Genomic DNA, 16,576 nt, shown 5'->3' with positions numbered 1-16,576 from the left:
CTCTTTAGTCATCGCGCTGTCTCAAGGAGCGTTACGCCCAATCCTCGTGGCCCGAGTCACACCCCATATCGGGGTAAAAAGCCACGGAAGGGGCAGATCGTCGATTTTCCCGCCGCTCACGGCCGCGCGGAACGACTCGTCCGGCTCGCGCGCACGGCCGTACGCGCGTGCTGGACGAGCGGTCCCGCGCGCACCGCTTCCGTCCGGACGGACCCGGTCAGTGCTCGCGCGGCGCGGGAACCACGCGCTCGACCTCCGGGTGCGAGACAAGCAGTTGACGCATGGCGGCCTCGGCGCCCGCGGCGTCGCCGGCGGCCACGGCGTCGACGATCCGCAGGTGCTGGCTGACGCCGGCCTCCGTGGGGCGGTCACAGCCGCCGGTCGAGGCTCCGGAGACGTGGAGCGCCGCGGAGACGATGCCCGAGAGGTGCTCCAGCATGCGGTTGCCGGCGACCTGCAGCAGCAGGGAGTGGAACTCGGCGTCGGCCCGGGAGAACGTGAGGGAGTCGCCCTGGGCGAGGGCGTGGCCCATGATCTCGGCCATGTCGGAGAGCCGCTGCTGGACCTCTTCGCGGCCGTGGCCGGCGGCGAGCCGGGCGGCCAGCGGTTCGATGGTCCAGCGCAGCTCGCACAGCTCGCGGCGCTGGTCTTCGCGCTGTGGCCCGAAGGCCCGCCACTCGATGATGTCCGGATCGAGGAGGTTCCAGTCGCTGACGGGGCGGACCCGGGTGCCGACGTTGGGCCGGGCGCTGACCAGGCCCTTGGCCTCGAGGACGCGCAGGGATTCACGGACGACGGTGCGGGAGACCTCGAAGCGCTGCCCGATCTCCTCGGGGACGAGCGGGCGGTCGGCACCCAGGTCCCCGGAGACGATCATCTGGCCCAGCTGCTGGACGAGCTGGCCGTGCAGTCCTCGGCCACGGCTGCCGGCGGCGCGGCGGCCGGCCCGGCTCAGCTCCGCGTCGCCGTCCCAGGCTGGCGCGGCCCCGCGGCCGGACCCGGGGGCCTCCGCGTAGGAGTAACGGTCAAGCTCGCCCGGGCCTGCGAGGCCGGAGTCGGCGGGGCGAGCCGCGGTCATCATGGTGTGCGCAAGGGTACTCACGCTTCCTTTGTCGGCGACACCTCGAAGCCCCTTGAGGTCTTTGGTGAAAAGCACACGAAAGGGTGATCGCCCATTACCTCGCAATTGACGCCCAAACGGACAGAATCGGGCGCACCTCACGTCCGAGTGCACACGGAGAGTGACGTCACCTCGCTCTCTCCTGGAGCCTCTCCAGGCCGATTGTCACTCTGCGTTCGCTGGCGTCCGGGACGGCGCAATAGCACAGGCCTCACCTCGCCCGCCCCCTCAGCACCGTCAGGACGCAGGCCCCGAGCAGCCCGGTCAGGGACAGGGCCAGCGCCCATCCGGCCGGCTGGGCCATGAGGCGCATCGCCGTCGCGCCGCCCTGCTCCACCCCGGCAGGCCAGCGCACGGTGGCGAGGGCGCGCAGCCGTTCCGGAAGCCCCGCCAGGGTCCTCGCGGAGGGCCGGGCGAGCACCCCGCCGAGCAGGGGGACCGCGAGAGCGGGGACCACGAGGACCACGGACAGCCCCAGAACCGTGGACCGGAACAGCCCGGCCGCGAGCAACCCCGCCCACGCGCAGCCCACGGCCAGCCCCGACCAGCCCGCGAACAGGGTCCAGTGGCCCGCGAGGAGGGCGGTGGACTCGCCGAACAGCAGGCGCAGGGCCAGCGCGTCGACGGCCATCGCCACGAGCGCGAGCAGCAGGGCGGACACGGCCGTGACGACGAGCTTGGCGCTCAGCAGTCCCACCCGGCGGGGCACGGCGCCCTGGTCGGGGGCGAGCGCCGGGTAGCGGAACTCCTGGCCGAAGGCGAGGGCCCCGAGCAGGCCGGCGCCGATCGCCGCGGGCGGCAGCGGCAGCCAGCGCGGCCAGCCCGTGAACAGGCGCAGCCCGGCGGGGGCGCCGGTGCGGGCGAGGATCACCGCGGCGCACAGCGAGGCGGCGACGGCGACGGCCGCCACCGTCCAGGCGGTCCGCACCCCGAGGGCGCGGCGGAGCTCGTACTGGAGCGGGCGGGCGGGCCCCGGCGCGAGAAGCCTGGGCCAAGCGCCGGCAGGGGGCTCGGCGCTGGTGCGCACCGCGGCCGCGCCCCGCTTTTCCGACGGCTCGTCGGGGCTTCCGGAGCTTCGGCCGTCGGCCCGTTGCAGGGGGGTGACCGGTCCGGTGTCCGTAGCCTCCTCCGTCAGACGGTGTACGAGGATGCCGTGGCGGTAGGCGGTCTCCCCCACCGCGGCGCAGCTGCTGCCGTAGACCGAGATCCGGCTGCCGCCCTCGTGGACCACCTCCACGGGCGGCTGCCCCATGCGCTCGGTCGCGGCGTCGGCTTCCGCGGTGAGCACGTGGGCGAGCCGGTTGGCCAGGGGCGACTGGACGACCACGCGCGGCCGCAGTCTGGCACCGGCGAACACGGCGCTCTCCTGGTCGGCGACGAGGCGGCCCTGGTCGAGGGCGACGACCTGATCGCCGAGCCGGGCCGCCTCCTTGGGGTCGCGCGAGGTGACGAGGACCGCGCCGCCCTGGTCGGCGAACCCGCGCAGCATGCCGTGCAGCCAGGCGGCCTCGCGGGGCGTCAGGCCGTCGGCGGGCTCGTCGAGCACGAGGGTGTGCGGATCGCCGAGGAGCGCCGAGGCGAGCCCGAGGCGCCGGTCCATGCCGAGCGAGAAGTCGCCGAGGTGCCGCTCCGCGAGGCCGGCGAGCCCCACGACCTCAAGGACGTCGTCAGCCCGCTCGACGGGAACGCCGGCGGCGGCACTGAGCATCCGCAGATGCCCTCGGGCGGTGCGGGCGGGATGGCCCGGCACGTCTCCGAGGAGCACGCCGATCTCCCGGGCGGGATGCGGGATCCGGTCGAGGGGACGGCCACGGAAGAGCGCGATGCCGCGCCCGGGGTCGAGGCGCAGCATGAGACGCACGGCGGCGGTCTTGCCGGCCCCGGGCTCGCCGAGCAGCACGGTGACGCGGCCCGGGTGGGCTTCGAAGGTGAGGTCGTCGACGGCGGGTGGCTGGTTGCGGCGGGGGACGCTGGTGAGTCCGATGGCCTGGATCATGGCTTCACTCGCGGGACGTCGGGACGTACCGGAGCACCGTAACCCGGTATGTCCTATTTGCTACGCAAGGTAGGCATTCCCGGCGTGTGTCACCGGCATTGCGTGGACCGGGGCCCGAGGCGGACCCGGCCCGGCCCAGGGCGCGGCCTGGGGTCTCCCGTCAGGCATGAGCGCCGCCGGTTCCTGCGGCGTCCGGCGCGGCGCCTCCTAGCGGTAGCTGTGCGAGCCGCAGGGCCCGCGCTGACCCGTCGGGCCCCCTACGCCTCAGGGCGCAGCATGGGCGGGTTGAGGAGGGTGGCCCCGCCCGCCCGGAAGAGCTGCGCGGGGCGGCCGCCCTGGCGCGTCGTGGTCCCGCCCGTGGGGACCAGGAACCCGGGCGTGCCCGTCACCTTGCGGTGGAAGTTCCGCGGGTCCAGGACGACGCCCCACACCGCCTCGTACACCCGTCGCAGCTCGCCCACGGTGAACTCCTGGGGGCAGAAGGCCGTGGCGAGTGAGGAGTACTCGATCTTGGAGCGGGCGCGCTCGACGCCGTCCGCGAGGATGCGGGCGTGGTCGAAGGCGAGCGGCGTCACCTGCTCCCCGTCGCGGCCGTACCCCACCTCCTGGTCCAGCAGGTCCTCCACCGGCGCCCAGCGCACGCTGCGGGCGTCGCCGCCGGGCCGCGGCGCCGGCAGGTCGGGCGCGAGGGCCAGGTGCGCCACACTGACCACGCGCATGCGGGGGTCACGCCGGGGGTCGCCGTAGGTGGCGAGCTGCTCGAGGTGCGCGGCGTTGGGCGGTACGGGACCCGCCGGGTCGGCCGCATGCAGGCCGGTCTCCTCGACCAGCTCGCGGGCGGCCGCGGTGGCCAGGTCCTCGTCGCCGCGGACGAACCCGCCGGGCAGCGCCCACCGCCCCTGGTAGGGGGGCTCACCGCGGCGGACAGCCAGCGCGCACAGGGCGTGCTGCCGCACCGTGAGCACGACCAGGTCGACGGTGACTGCGAAGGGCGGGAAGGCCGACGGGTCGTAGGGCATGACGCGATCATAGTCGTCTCCCTGACGATAAACAGGCTCTTGGCCAGGCTCGGCGAGGGGTCCGTCGAGCGGTCGGCCGGGCACGCGGCTCAGACCCCCAACTGCAGCCCGTCGGCCGCTTCCTCGACCATGCCGAGCCCCAGTCTGCTGACCCTCACCGCGAACGGCTGCTCGGCGACGCGCAGCCCCGTGAACCGCACCTCGCCCAGGGGCGCCGTACGCGGCGGCCGTACCGTCACGCTGCCCGCCGGGACGTCGGGGCGCACCCCGGCGAGCGCCGTCAGCAGCTGGACCGCGCCCGCCGCGGCCACAGCCGCGGGCCGGCAAGCCGCAGGATGCGGCAGCGGCGCGCTGCCAGCGGTGCGCTGCTCGCCCGCGTACATCTCGGGCAGCCGGTGGCCGAAGGCCTCGGCGGCGTCCAGCGTCCCGCGCAGGAGCCCGGCCGCCTCCTTCTCATAGCCCGCCGCCAGCAGCCCGGCCACGGCCACGGCGGTCTCGTGGACCCGTACGGCGCCGCCCCGGTGCCCGAACGGATTGTGGCCCGGCTCCTTCGCCCCGAGGCTGCGCAGCCCCCAGCCGCAGTCGAGGGCGGGGCCGCCGAGCAACCGGGCCAGCTGCTCGGTCCGCGTCGCGTCGAGCAGTCCGAGTGCGTACGCCCCCGACCCGAGGAGGCCCGTGTCCAGCAGATGGGCGGCGGCGCTCCCCAGATGCGGTATCCGCCGGCCGTCGGGGGTGCGGGCGGCCACGGGGCGGCCGCCGCTCAGGTCGTCGGTCCAGAAGTCCACCCGGAAGCGCTCGCGCAGCGCCGCCGCCCAGTCGCGCAGACCCTGCGCCCCGGGGCGGCCGTGGGCCTCCAGCAGGTCGGCACCGAGCAGCGCGGCCCGGTGCGCGTGGGCCTGCACCTCGCAGCGGTAGGGGCCTCCCGGCACGGGGTCCGCGAGGTACTCGCCATCGCCGACGGCGGTCCGCAGCCAGGTCAGGCACCGCTCGGCGGCCGGCAGCAGCGCCTCCGTCTCCTGCGCGGGCAGCCCCCAGCGCCGGGCCTCGGCGAGGACCACGGGGAACAGCAGCGTCGCCTCGACGCCGGTGCACCCCGGAGGCAGATGTACCCCGGCGTGCCGCAGCGCCCCGGGGATGCGCCCCTCTTCCCGCCCCGGCCCCGGCACCTGGGTACGGGCCAGGGTGCGCAGCGTGCCCGCGGCCAGCCGGACGCCCAGGGGCAGGGTCATCCGCGCCGCCCACAGCGCCTCCGCGGGCGCGAGCTGGCCGCAGCGCCAGGGGATGCCGGCGGCGAGATGGCTGTCGCCCGGACGGCCGGGGTCCCGCAGGAGCAACGCCTTGAGATCGTCGAGGCTCGCCGTGAGCAGGGCGGCGGCCCGCGGGTCGTCGCCCTCGGCTCGCGCCTCGCCCCAGGGCGGCGGCGCCCCCCGGCCGCGCAGCGAGGGCTCGGGGCGGCGCGGTCCGCCCGGCAGCTCCGCGTGCACCCTGAGCTCGATGGTGCGGGAGCTGCCGGGTGCCAGCCGTATCTCCCAGCACAGCAGCCCCGTGGAAGCGAGCGCGTCGTCCGGCGCAGGCTCCGCCGTGACCACGGCGTGGGCCCCGTGGGCCGACCAGCGCAGGCCTGCGGCATGCACCCCGGCCGGAACCTCGGGCCCCGGCCGCCCCGCGGCGATCGCCCCCAGCTCGGCGAGGTCGGTGCCCAGGGCCACCTCCAGCACCAGCTTCAGCTCGCGCATCGCCGAACTGCGCAGGGTGATCCGCTCGGTTCCCTCGGCCTCACGCACTCGCTCGACGGTGAGCGCCGGGTCGGGCCCGGCGTCGGCCGCGGTCCGCACCGTCCCGACGAATCGCGCCCGGTCCGCACCCAGCATCCGTCCCTGCACGGGCACCGGGTCCGCCCCCGCGACCCGCACCCGGCACCGCGCCAGCAGTCTCCGTCCACCGCGGTAGAAGCCGTCGAGCCCCTGCCCGGTGAGCTGACCATGGGGACTGGAGATCGCGAGCGCCGGGAGCGCCACACAGATCAGCGCCTCGTGCACGGGCTGGGGTCCCGGGGTCCGCCCGGGGCCGGGGCGCCGGGGCTCGGGCGGACGTCGGGTCGAAAGGGCGTCGGGGGCGATGCCTTGCACTTGTCTGCGCTCCCTGTGGGCGTCACGGACCGGGACGACCGCCAACGATTGCGGGCCACTCAGGTGAACGGCGCGAGGCCCGCGGAGGTCACGGTGGGCCCCCCGGCGGCAGGTCATTGCCGGCCCCGCACCCCGCGCGGCCCAGGGCGCCGCCGCGTCCGGGACCTGCCCGCCGGCCCGTTCGCCCCGGCGGGGCCGGACGGGCGGCTCCCGGCGACCCGGGGGCGCCGTCCGACGGACTCGGCGGGCGCGCGCTCCGTCGTCTCCGGGCAGCCGCCGACGGTCCGCCCGGCGTCCGTTCCGGGCGCGACACCGGGCCCGGCGGTCGCTCCCCGGTCCGCGGCGGCTTCGGGGGCGCCGGTGTCCTCGCGGCCCGGCGCGGCCCGCGTGCCCACGGCCGCGTCCGGCACGAGCGGATCCTCGGTGCGGTCCGTGCCGGCCGCACGGTCCTCCTCGACTCGCGGGGTGTCCTGTACCGCACGGCCCGCGTGCTCGCGGCGCAGGCAGCGCCGCAGCAGCTCGGGGTCCATGCCTTCGTTGCAGGCGCGGTGCAGGAGCTGGGCGAAGAGGTACTCGGAGTCCGCGGTCAGGGCCTGGCTCAGGGCGACGCGGGCCTCCGGCTGGTCACCGGTCGACCAGGCGACCCACCCCGCGAGGGTCAGGGGCGCGGCGGCGTGCTCCGTATAGGGCGGCACGCAGCGCCGGGCGAGGGCACGCCAGACGCGCAGCGTCGCCGGGGCCTGGGGGCCCTCCATCCACTCGGCGGCGTGGTCGCGGGTGGTGCGGTCCTGGAGCCCGAGGATGATGGCCGCCGCCTCGTCGCAGGCGAGCAGGGTGTCGTCCATCGCGTCGGCGTCCGCCTGGACGGCGGGCGGTGGCGTCTCGTGGAACCGCGCGACCACCAGTCGGGCGAGATCCAGCGTCTCCTGCCGCACGGTCTCCACGTTCACCCCGGTCAGGAGGCGCGGCACGAGGTCGGAGGCGGCCGCGTCCAGCGCGGACTCCTGCTCCTGGGCCCGCGCGCCGGTCAGCGGTGCGTACCTGTTCTCCATCTCGCGGAGCGTCCCCCTGACCCGGATGCCGGCGTAGGCGGCGGCCGCGGCCATGACCGACGTGCCGGGGAGGGCCAGCGGCGTGCCGTCGGGCGAGCAGCAGCGCTCGTCCGGGCAGCAGTAGGACCAGAACCGGCCGCCGGAGAGGCACAGGGCCTCGTAGACGGGAACGTCGAGCCCGCCGCAGGCGAGGCGCAGGCTCTGGGCGAACGGGCGGAGGCGCTCCATCACCTCCCGCCCGGTCTCCTCCCCGGTGGGGTCCTGGCACAGGAACAGGACGATCCCGTCGGGCCGGGTGCCCCGCGTGCCGCTTCCCGCGACGAGGGTCTCGGCGAGTTGCGCGCTGACCTCGGGCCATTCCTCGCGGCTGGCCGGAATGCCGAGCCTGAGCCGCCCGCCGAAGCGACCGCGCTCGCCGTGGAGTGCGAGGAGGACGACGCTGTCGGTCGGATGGAAACCCATCAAATAGGGCAGCGCGTCGGCGAGTTCCGCGGGGCTGCGGAGGGTGATCTGGGTTTCGGGCCGGGACTCCCAGGTGGCGGGTGAGACGGCGGACGGCTGCGTCGATTCGTTGTGCTGCGTCATGGCCCGAGAGTCCCGCGGGCCCGGCGATCTCCGCCAGCCCTGTGGATAACCCCGGAATTATTGTCGTACTACTCCTGTGGACAACCCCTCGACGCCGTGTTTCCCCGAGGGGCGGCGCACGTGCCGGCCGCCCCGCGACCACCTCGTTTCGCGCATTGTCAGTGCCCTCGTGTTGCATGGGGGCATGACCAACGAAGCCCTCCGCACCTCGGCGGACACCGTCCTCGCCCGTCTTGTCGGAGACAGCACGGGCACGGCGAGACTGCGCGAGGACCAGTGGCGCGCGATCGAGGCCCTCGTCGCCGACCGTCGCCGGGCGCTGGTCGTGCAGCGTACGGGCTGGGGCAAGTCCGCGGTGTACTTCGTCGCGACGGCGCTGCTGCGCGAGCGGGGCAGCGGCCCGACCGTGATCGTCTCCCCTCTCCTGGCGCTCATGCGCAACCAGGTCGAGGCGGCCGCGCGGGCGGGAATCCACGCCCGCACGATCAACTCCTCCAACACCGAGGAGTGGGAGACCATCCAGGCCGAGGTGGCGGCGGGCGAGGTCGACGTGTTGCTCGTCTCGCCGGAACGCCTCAACAACCCCGACTTCCGCGATCAGGTCCTGCCCAAGCTCGCCGCCGCCACCGGGCTTCTGGTCGTCGACGAGGCGCACTGCATCTCCGACTGGGGCCACGACTTCCGGCCCGACTACCGCCGGCTGCGCACCATGCTGGCCGACCTGCCGCCCGGTGTACCCGTGCTCGCCACGACCGCCACGGCCAACGCCCGGGTCACCGCCGACGTCGCCGAGCAGCTGGGCACGGGCGAGGGGGCGGAGGAGGCGCTCGTCCTGCGCGGGCCCCTGGACCGGGAGAGCCTGAGCCTCGGCGTCCTCCGGCTCCCGGACGCCGCCCACCGGCTGGCGTGGCTCGCCGACCACCTCGACGAGCTGCCCGGCTCCGGCATCATCTACACCCTGACCGTTGCCGCCGCCGAGGAGGTGACGGCGTTCCTCCGCCGGCGGGGCCACACCGTCGCCTCCTACACGGGCAAGACGGAGAACGCCGACCGGCAGCAGGCCGAGGAGGACCTGCTCGCCAACCGCGTCAAGGCCCTGGTGGCCACCTCCGCGCTCGGCATGGGCTTCGACAAGCCCGACCTCGGCTTCGTGGTCCACCTGGGTTCACCCTCCTCCCCCATCGCCTACTACCAACAGGTGGGCCGGGCAGGGCGCGGGGTGAAGCACGCCGAGGTACTGCTGCTGCCGGGCCGCGAGGACGAGGCGATCTGGCAGTACTTCGCCTCGCTCGCCTTTCCGCCGGAGGACCAGGTCCGTCGCACGCTCGACGTGCTGGCCGCCGCGGACCGCCCGCTCTCCCTGCCCGCGCTGGAACCCCAGGTGGAGCTCAGGCGCTCCCGCCTGGAGACCATGCTCAAGGTCCTCGACGTGGACGGCGCCGTGCACCGGGTGCGCGGCGGCTGGACCGCGACGGGACGCCCCTGGTCGTACGACGCGGAGCGCTACGCCTGGGTGGCGCGGCAGCGCGCGGCGGAACAGCAGGCCATGCGGGAGTACGCCACCACGACGGAGTGCCGCATGGAGTTCCTGCGGCGGCAGCTGGACGACGAGCAGGCGGCTCCCTGCGGCCGGTGCGACAACTGCGCGGGGGCCCGGTTCGCGGCGGAGGTCTCCTCGGGCGCGCTGGACGCGTCGCGGGGCGAGCTGGGCCGGCCGGGTGTGGAGGTGGAGCCGCGGCGGATGTGGCCGACGGGCATGCCCGCGGTCGGTGTGGACCTCAAGGGCCGCATCCCGGCGGGCGAGCAGGCCGCGTCCGGGCGGGCGCTGGGGCGCCTCTCCGACATCGGCTGGGGCAACCGGCTGCGGCCCCTGCTGGCCCCCCAGGCACCGGACGCCGAGATTCCGAGCGATGTCGCCGACGCGGTGGTGACGGTGCTGGCCGACTGGGCGCGGGGGGCCGGTGGCTGGGCTTCCGGAGCGCCGGACGCGCCGAGCCGCCCGGTCGGTGTCGTCACCCTCGCCTCCCGGACGCGGCCCGTGCTGATCCGCTCGCTCGGCGAGCGCATCGCCACGATCGGTCGCATGCCCTTCCTGGGCACGGTCGAGTACCGGGACACGGACACGGACACTCGAATTCCGCGCACCAACAGCGCCCAGCGGCTGCGGGCGCTGGACGGCGCCCTGACCGTACCGCCGGGCCTGGCCGACGCCCTGGCGTCCGCCGGCGGTCCCGTGCTCCTCGTGGACGATCTCGCCGACACCGGCTGGACACTCGCCGTCGCGGCGCGGTTGCTTCGGAAGGCGGGGGCGAAGGAGGTCTTCCCGCTGGTCCTGGCCGTCCAGGGGTAGCGGGCCCAACGGGGGGCGGCAAAGCGGAATTTGGGCTACGGATCGCTGGATACCGGTCACCGGCCCCAACCCTTCGTTGCCGCGCGACCATCCGCACCGCGAGAATTGCAACGGATCCCCCACGCCCATTCGTTCCCGGTGCTTACCGGGGACGCCCATGTGGCGTGCGCCCTTGCCTGACCCTCCCGCCGGCCGCAGGCGTTCAGACGAAGGGAGAACCATGGCCCTCGGCTTCGCTCCGCCCCTGCCCGCCGACTCAGCTCCCCGTCTGGGCAGGCTGCTGGCGCCCGACGAGTGGGCGGCAGCGGACGTACCGCTGCTGCGCAATCCGCGCGAGGTCGTCACCGGCCTGCACGACCGGCACCTGCCGGTCCCGAGCACGGCGGTCGTCGCCGTCCTGCACCCGGACGAACGGCTCGCCGCGAGCGCCTCCTTCATCAGGCGCGCGGGCGAAGCCGACGGCTGGGAACTGCGGAACGCGCTCCTCACCCGGCTGCGTCAGGTCATCCCGCACGATCTGCGGCTGCGCTCCCCCGTCCGGACGGCCGTGCTCCTCTACTGCCGCGAGGGCGAGCCCCGTTGGACGGAGGAGGACGGCGCCTGGATGTGGGCGTTACGCGACGCCTGCACCCTGCACGGTTTGCGCTGCGGCGCGTACGTCATTCTCACCCGGGCCGGATGGCAGGTCCTCGGCGAGGGCCGGAGCGGGCGTCAGCCGCGCGCGGAGGCCCGCCGGGCGGCCCCCGCCGGCTCCGGCGGCGGCGCGCCCGCGGCGCTCCGGCACACTGCCGCCCGGTGACCCGGGCGTAGGACGCGGCGGCCGCCGGACAGGGCGCGCGGGCCGCACCGACGGCTCACCCGGACGCGTCCAGGGACGCATCCGATGCCTGTGAGGACGTCAGACGCCCGTGGACAGAAGGCCGTTGACGCGCTGCGGGTCGCCGCAGACGATCAGCAGCGCACCCGCCCGGTTCATCGCCGCCGGCAGCGCACGCGCCACCAGCTCGTCGGTGCCGCCGTTGACGGCGACGACCACCACGGGACGGGGCGACAGCCGGTCGGCGTCGGCAGCCGCGTAGAACACGTCGTCTCCGGCGTCCTGCTGCGCCCAGTAGGACGCCTCACCGAAGGACAGCTCGTGCGCCGCCCACGGGTGCGGGTCACCGGTGGTGAGGACCAGCACCTCGGCGGGCGCCCGGCCGGTGTCGAGCAGCAGGTCGACGGCCTCGTCCGCGGCGTCCAGCGCACCCTCCAGGGAGGCGGGGATCAGCTGGATCTGCGGGGTGGCCGCCCGGGTGCCCGCCGCGGCGTCCTGTGGGGCGCGTGGGGAGGGAACCGCCGGAACCGGACCGCGTTGCGCAGCGGGGATGCCGGGGCGCGTCGGGACCGGTCGGGGACCAGGGACAGGGCGAGGGGTCGGCGCGGTGCGGCCGGTGGCTGCAACAGCGCGGGGACCCGGGACACTCTCGTGAATCTGAGGCTCCTCGGGGATGAGAGGCATGAGTTGATGTTTATCAAACGCCGGTGCGAGTCGCGTCGGCGGGTGGCATTTCGGGCCACTCAGAAGTCGAATCCGAGCTGACCGCCTGCCTCCAAAGCCATGGTGTCGGGGGTGAGCCGGGCTCGCTTGAGGTGCTGCCAGCGCGGCAGCGCGTCCAGGTAGGCCCAGGACAGCCGGTGATGCGCCGTGGGCCCCAGCTCCTCCAGGGCGGCACGGTGCACCGGCGAGGGATAGCCGGCGTTGTCGCAGAAGCCGAAGTCGGCGTGGTCGGCGCCGAGTTCGGCCATCATCGCGTCACGCCGGACCTTGGCGATCACGGAGGCCGCGGCGACCACCACGCAGGACTGGTCGCCCTTGATGACCGTACGGACCTTCCACGGATCGCCGAGGTAGTCGTGCTTGCCGTCGAGGATCACCGCGTCGGGCCGGACGGGCAGTCCCTCCAGGGCGCGGGTCGCGGCCAGCCGCAGCGCCGCCGTCATGCCCAGCTCGTCGATCTCCTCGGGAGAGGAGTGGCCGAGGGCGTAGGCGGTGACCCACGCCTCCAGCTCCCCGGCGAGCGCGGTGCGGCGCTTGGGAGTCAGCAGCTTGGAGTCGGTGAGACCGTCCGGCGCACGGCGCAGGCCGGTGATGGCCGCGCACACCGTGACCGGGCCGGCCCAGGCGCCTCGGCCGACCTCGTCCACACCGGCGACGATCTTGGCTCCCGTCGTCGCTCGGATGGAGCGTTCGACGCTGTGGGTAGGCGGTTGGTAGGGCATGGCGCCAGTAAGGTTACGCCCCCCGCGCCGGCCTGTCCCGCCCCGCCCCCACTCCTGCCCGTCCCATCAGCGCGCGACCCCCGGGAGCCACCCCGGCAGGGCCTCGGTGTGCCGGAGCCAGCTCTCGGGCGGAGCGCCTCGTTCCGCGGCGGCCACGACTCCGCCGGCGATGGCGGACGTGGTGTCCACGTCGCCGCCCGCCCGCGCGGTCGTCCAGAAGGCCTCCTCGAAGGAGCCCAGGTGGCGTGCAGCGGCCCACAGGGCGAAGGGCACCGTGTCGTGGGCGCTGGTGCGGCGCCCACAGCCCAGGACGGCGGCGACGGTGGTGGCGTCGCCGTAGTCGAGCATGTCGCGGGCGCGGCGCAGACCGGCCTGCACGGCGCTGCGCGGCACGAGCGCGATCACGCCGTCGAGCAGTTCTTCCGGGGTGACGGCTCGCGCGGGGCTGGCGGCGATGGCCGCGGCGGCGGCCACGGCCATGCTCCCGGCCACGGCCTCGCGGTGCTGGTGGGTGGTGTAGGCGGAGATCTCGGCCTGGTGGGTGGCCTGCTCGGGGTCGTCCGCGTACCAGGCGCCCAGAGGGGCGATGCGCATGGCGGCGCCGTTGCCCCAGGAGCCCTGCCCCTTGAACAGCGCGGCCGCCAGCTCGCGCCAGTCACCGCCTTCCCTGATCAGGCGCAGCATGCGGCCCACCGCCGGGCCGTACCCGCGGTCGAAGTCGTGGCGCTCGGCGAAGGAGCGCGCGAGGGCGTCCTGGTCGATGCGCCCGTGTTCGGCGAGGACGGCCAGCACGGAGCAGGCCATCTCCGTGTCGTCCGTCCAGCGCCAGGGAGCGGGCGGCAGCTCGCGGCGCTTGAGCGCGGGATAGTTGGCGGGGACGAAGAACTGGGAGCCGAGGGCGTCACCCACGGCCAGCCCTCGCAGGCTCGCCAGGGCTCGGTGGAAACGGTCAGCGTTCATCGGTGCGAACTCTAATAGGTGAAGCCGTACGACTCAGGTGTGCACCAGCGCTCGAATGGCCGGTCAAGGTGATACCGGCCGTCGGCCCCGAGCTGGAGCATGCGGATCTCGGCGTTGCCGGGATTCGACAGGCACTCGAATTCGGCGACGGTCCAGTGCAGCCATCTCATGCAGAACAGCCGCATGGTCAGGCCGTGGGTGACCAGGAGGACGTTCGGTGGGTGGTCGGGGTCCTCGAAGCTGCGCCACAGGCTCTCCAGGAAGGATCCCACCCGGTCGTAGACGTCGGCGCCGGACTCGCCCTGGGCGAAGCGGTAGAAGAAGTGTCCGTAGGCGTCCCGGTAGACCTTCTGGCGGCGCACGTCCTCGCGGTCCTGCCAGTTTCCCCAGTCCTGCTCGCGCAGCCGCGGTTCCTCCCGGACCCGGACGCGGGTCGGATCGAGCTTGAGGCCGTGGAAGGTCTGGTGGGTGCGCCGGTAGGGCGAGACATAGACGGAGACCCGTTCGCCTTCGAACAACTCGCGGAGGTAGGCGCCGGCCTTCTCGACCTGTTTGCGGCCGGCGTCCGTCAGGGCCAGGGCATGGTCCGGCTCCCTCTCGTAGACCGTGTCGTCCACATTGCCTTCCGACTCTCCGTGCCGGAGGAGGACGATGCGCCGGGGGCGTGCCATGCAGCCACCCTAGATCGATCGGGTGCCGGCCGCCTCGTACTCCTGGCCGGCCACCGCCCGGCCTGCGCGTATCTCACACTGCCGCCCGGTGAAGCGGCCGCGGAGCGCACGGTCGTGGGAGACGATCACGAGGGCGCCCGCCCATGCGGCCAGGGCGTCCTCCAGCTGCTCGACCAGGCCGAGGGCGAGGTGGTTGGCCGGCTCGTCGAGCAACAGCAGGTCAGCGGGCCGGGCCAGCAGCCGGGCGAGTCCCAGGCGACGGCGCTGCCCGGCCGAGAGCGAGCCGACGGGCACATGGAGATCGCGCTCGCGGAAGAGGCCGTACGACAGCAGCAGGGCGCGCTGTTCCTCGGGCGTTCCCGGCAGTCCCCTGCGGAAGGCGTCGAGCAGCCGCTCCGCCGGCCGGTTCACGGGTATCTCCTGGGCGAGGTAGCCGATGCGTCCCCGCCGGGAGACGATCCCTTCGTCGGGCGTCGTCACGCCGGCCATCAGGCGCAGCAGAGTGGACTTGCCCGCGCCGTTGGCACCGTGGACCAGCAGCCGCTCGCCCGCCCGGACCGACAGGGCGTCCACCGCGAGCCGCTCGCCCACCCGCACGTTCTCCAGGGAGACGAGGGTCCCCGCGGCCGTGCCCGTACCCGGCCGCGCGGCGAAGCGGAGGGGCTCCGGCGGCCGCGGCACGGGCTCCTCCTGGAGCCTGCGCAGCCGCTCGCGCGCGTTGCGCACGCGGCTGGAGACGGAGGACTGGACGCGGCCCTTGTCCCGGTCGTACGCCATCTTGTTGCCGTCCTTCATGGGACGCCCCTGTGCGACGCTCCGGGCCGTGGTCGAGGCCGTCTCGGCCAGCGCCTCGGTCTCGGCGCACCAGCGTTCGTAGGCCTGTTCCCAGCGGCGGCGGGCGGCGGCCCGCTCGGCGACGAAGCCCTCGTAGCCCCCGCCGTAGCGGACCAGCGTCCGGCGGTCGGCGTCGACCTCGACGACGGCCGTGGCCACGCGCCGGAGGAAGAGCCGGTCGTGGGAGACGGCGAGGACCGTGCCGGGGTGGGCCCTCAGGGTCTCCTCCAGCCAGTGCAGGGCGGCCCCGTCCAGATGGTTGGTCGGTTCGTCGAGGAGCATGACCTCGGGCGCCGCCGCGACGAGGCACGCCAGGCCGAGCCGGGCCTGTTCGCCGCCCGACAACCCACCCAGCGGCCGGTCGCGCGCCATGTGGGCGAGCCCCAGGCCGTGGAGGGCCTTGTCGACGCGGGCGTCGGCCTCATAGCCGCCACGAGCCTCGTAGGCGGTCAGCAGCTCCCCGTACGCGGCGAGCGCTTCGGGGCCCGACGCGCCGAGGCCGGCCTCCAGCGTGCGCAGCCGTTGCTCCATGGCCCGCAGCTCCGCGAGGGCCGCGTCGATCGCGTCGGCGACCGTGTGGTCCGGGGAGAGCCCGGGGGTCTGGCGCAGATAGCCGATGCCGCCGTGGGCGACGGCGACGACACGGCCGTCGTCGGGGAGCTCCATGCCGGCCAGCAGCTTGAGCAGGGTGGACTTCCCGGCACCGTTCTCGCCGACGATGCCGATCCGTTCGCCCGGCCGCACCGAGAGGGAGACGCCGTCGAGGAGCAGCCGGTCGCCCCGGGAGACGGACACGTCGTTCAGGGAGAGCTGGGTGGGCATGCGGGGCGACCTCCATGGACACGCGGGCGAACAGGCGAGCCGAGGCGGCGAAGCGCCAAATGCGATCGAAGTTGCATTACGCTCAGCATGACACGACCCACCCAGCTAATGCAACTGGAGTTGCAGTTGTCTTCGGAAGCCCCCTCCACCGGCAGCCCGGGCACGGTCCGCCCCGGCGGCCGGACCGCCCGCACCCGCGCCGCCGTGCGCGACGCCGTCCTCGCCGGCCTGGTCGAACACGGCTACCCCGGCCTGACCGTCGAGTACGTCGCAGAGCACTCGGGCGTGCACAAGACCACGCTCTACCGGCGCTGGGGAGGCGTCGAAGGACTGGTGACGGACGCCTTGGACTTCGCCGGGGAGGACAGCTGGACACCGCCCGACACGGGCAGCCTCCAGGGGGATCTGCGGGCCCTCGCCCGGGAAGTGGTGGATGCCTTCGGCGACCCCGCGAACGCCGCCGCTCCCACCGCCTTCATCGCGGCCGCGTTCCAGTCACCCCGGGCCGCCGACGCCCTGCACCGCTTCTACTCCGAGCGCTTCGCGCGCTGCGCGCCGCTCGCCGCCAGGGCGGTGGAGCGCGGCGAGGCCCCCGCCGGCACCGACAGCGGCGCCGTGGCCCGCGCCGTCTCCGCGCCGCTGTTCCTCCGGCTGTTCATCACGCGCGAGCCCATCGACGCGGACATCGCCGACCAGGCCGCCGACGCCGTGCTCGCCGCTGTCCGCGCGGGCGTCTACGCGCCGCCGGCCTAGGCAACCGGGCGAGCGTCCAGGCC

Annotated in this window: 13 protein-coding genes; 3 read left to right on the top strand and 10 right to left on the bottom strand. The window is 74.7% G+C overall.

The window, feature by feature from the left end; genetic code table 11:
• Positions 1–217 precede the first annotated feature (217 nt).
• From CYQ11_RS23605 to CYQ11_RS23585, 5 genes are all read right to left on the bottom strand, one after another.
• Entirely contained in the window at positions 218–1,156 is a 939-nt protein-coding gene (locus tag CYQ11_RS23605) for a FadR/GntR family transcriptional regulator (protein WP_099202341.1), read from the bottom strand.
• Positions 1,157–1,331: 175 nt separating this feature from the next.
• The gene (locus tag CYQ11_RS23600; RefSeq protein ID WP_099202339.1) at positions 1,332–3,116 is read right to left on the bottom strand and encodes an ATP-binding cassette domain-containing protein; all 1,785 of its coding nucleotides are present in this window, start codon (positions 3,114–3,116) and stop codon (positions 1,332–1,334) included.
• A 257-nt stretch (positions 3,117–3,373) separates the two neighbouring features.
• On the bottom strand, positions 3,374–4,135 hold the full coding sequence (locus CYQ11_RS23595) for an NUDIX hydrolase (RefSeq protein ID WP_099202337.1): 762 nt from the start codon (positions 4,133–4,135) through the stop codon (positions 3,374–3,376).
• A gap of 89 nt (positions 4,136–4,224) precedes the next feature.
• On the bottom strand, positions 4,225–6,174 hold the full coding sequence (locus CYQ11_RS23590; protein ID WP_240003673.1) for a glycogen debranching N-terminal domain-containing protein: 1,950 nt from the start codon (positions 6,172–6,174) through the stop codon (positions 4,225–4,227).
• A gap of 203 nt (positions 6,175–6,377) precedes the next feature.
• Positions 6,378–7,901 carry a DUF4192 domain-containing protein gene (locus tag CYQ11_RS23585; RefSeq protein ID WP_099202334.1) on the bottom strand — a complete coding sequence of 508 codons (1,524 nt, stop codon included), beginning with the start codon at positions 7,899–7,901 and terminating at the stop codon, positions 6,378–6,380.
• Between the two features lie 184 nt (positions 7,902–8,085).
• On the opposite strand from CYQ11_RS23585, the gene CYQ11_RS23580 reads away from it, so the two are divergent.
• Positions 8,086–10,251, top strand: a complete 2,166-nt coding sequence (locus CYQ11_RS23580; RefSeq protein ID WP_099202332.1) for a RecQ family ATP-dependent DNA helicase — start codon at positions 8,086–8,088, stop codon at positions 10,249–10,251.
• Positions 10,252–10,471: 220 nt separating this feature from the next.
• Positions 10,472–11,050 carry a hypothetical protein gene (locus tag CYQ11_RS23575; protein WP_099202330.1) on the top strand — a complete coding sequence of 193 codons (579 nt, stop codon included), beginning with the start codon at positions 10,472–10,474 and terminating at the stop codon, positions 11,048–11,050.
• A gap of 99 nt (positions 11,051–11,149) precedes the next feature.
• Here CYQ11_RS23575 and CYQ11_RS23570 read toward each other — a convergent pair whose 3' ends face one another.
• The 5 genes from CYQ11_RS23570 to abc-f form a co-directional block, all read right to left on the bottom strand.
• The gene (locus tag CYQ11_RS23570; protein WP_099202328.1) at positions 11,150–11,752 is read right to left on the bottom strand and encodes a hypothetical protein; all 603 of its coding nucleotides are present in this window, start codon (positions 11,750–11,752) and stop codon (positions 11,150–11,152) included.
• A gap of 59 nt (positions 11,753–11,811) precedes the next feature.
• Entirely contained in the window at positions 11,812–12,513 is a 702-nt protein-coding gene (locus tag CYQ11_RS23565; protein WP_099202326.1) for a ribonuclease HII, read from the bottom strand.
• 66 nt (positions 12,514–12,579) lie between these two features.
• Positions 12,580–13,473 (bottom strand): ADP-ribosylglycohydrolase family protein, encoded by an 894-nt coding sequence (locus CYQ11_RS23560; protein ID WP_099202324.1) that lies wholly within the window; start codon positions 13,471–13,473, stop codon positions 12,580–12,582.
• Positions 13,474–13,484: 11 nt separating this feature from the next.
• Positions 13,485–14,144 carry a histidine phosphatase family protein gene (locus CYQ11_RS23555; RefSeq protein ID WP_099202323.1) on the bottom strand — a complete coding sequence of 220 codons (660 nt, stop codon included), beginning with the start codon at positions 14,142–14,144 and terminating at the stop codon, positions 13,485–13,487.
• Positions 14,145–14,153: 9 nt separating this feature from the next.
• Entirely contained in the window at positions 14,154–15,800 is a 1,647-nt protein-coding gene (gene abc-f, locus CYQ11_RS23550) for a ribosomal protection-like ABC-F family protein (RefSeq protein WP_099202322.1), read from the bottom strand.
• A 108-nt stretch (positions 15,801–15,908) separates the two neighbouring features.
• Here abc-f and CYQ11_RS23545 point away from each other — a divergent pair, with 108 nt between their 5' ends.
• Entirely contained in the window at positions 15,909–16,553 is a 645-nt protein-coding gene (locus CYQ11_RS23545) for a TetR/AcrR family transcriptional regulator (RefSeq protein ID WP_099197497.1), read from the top strand.
• Positions 16,554–16,576 lie beyond the last annotated feature (23 nt).

The organism is Streptomyces cinnamoneus (genome assembly GCF_002939475.1).
Lineage (GTDB): Bacteria > Actinomycetota > Actinomycetes > Streptomycetales > Streptomycetaceae > Streptomyces > Streptomyces cinnamoneus_A.
The sequence above is the reverse complement of the archived record's forward strand: the minus strand, read 5'-3'. Positions and strand labels throughout refer to the sequence as shown.

Bases quoted from the DNA above. Each gene is read 5' to 3' on its own strand.
- CYQ11_RS23600 (WP_099202339.1), bottom strand. From the start codon at position 3,116: ATGATCCAGGCCATCGGACTCACCAGCGTCCCCCGCCGCAACCAGCCA.
- CYQ11_RS23595 (WP_099202337.1), bottom strand. From the start codon at position 4,135: ATGCCCTACGACCCGTCGGCCTTCCCGCCCTTCGCAGTCACCGTCGAC.
- CYQ11_RS23585 (WP_099202334.1), bottom strand. From the start codon at position 7,901: ATGACGCAGCACAACGAATCGACGCAGCCGTCCGCCGTCTCACCCGCC.
- CYQ11_RS23580 (WP_099202332.1), top strand. From the start codon at position 8,086: ATGACCAACGAAGCCCTCCGCACCTCGGCGGACACCGTCCTCGCCCGT.
- CYQ11_RS23575 (WP_099202330.1), top strand. From the start codon at position 10,472: ATGGCCCTCGGCTTCGCTCCGCCCCTGCCCGCCGACTCAGCTCCCCGT.
- CYQ11_RS23570 (WP_099202328.1), bottom strand. From the start codon at position 11,752: ATGCCTCTCATCCCCGAGGAGCCTCAGATTCACGAGAGTGTCCCGGGT.
- CYQ11_RS23565 (WP_099202326.1), bottom strand. From the start codon at position 12,513: ATGCCCTACCAACCGCCTACCCACAGCGTCGAACGCTCCATCCGAGCG.
- CYQ11_RS23560 (WP_099202324.1), bottom strand. From the start codon at position 13,473: ATGAACGCTGACCGTTTCCACCGAGCCCTGGCGAGCCTGCGAGGGCTG.
- CYQ11_RS23555 (WP_099202323.1), bottom strand. From the start codon at position 14,144: ATGGCACGCCCCCGGCGCATCGTCCTCCTCCGGCACGGAGAGTCGGAA.
- abc-f (WP_099202322.1), bottom strand. From the start codon at position 15,800: ATGCCCACCCAGCTCTCCCTGAACGACGTGTCCGTCTCCCGGGGCGAC.
- CYQ11_RS23545 (WP_099197497.1), top strand. From the start codon at position 15,909: ATGCAACTGGAGTTGCAGTTGTCTTCGGAAGCCCCCTCCACCGGCAGC.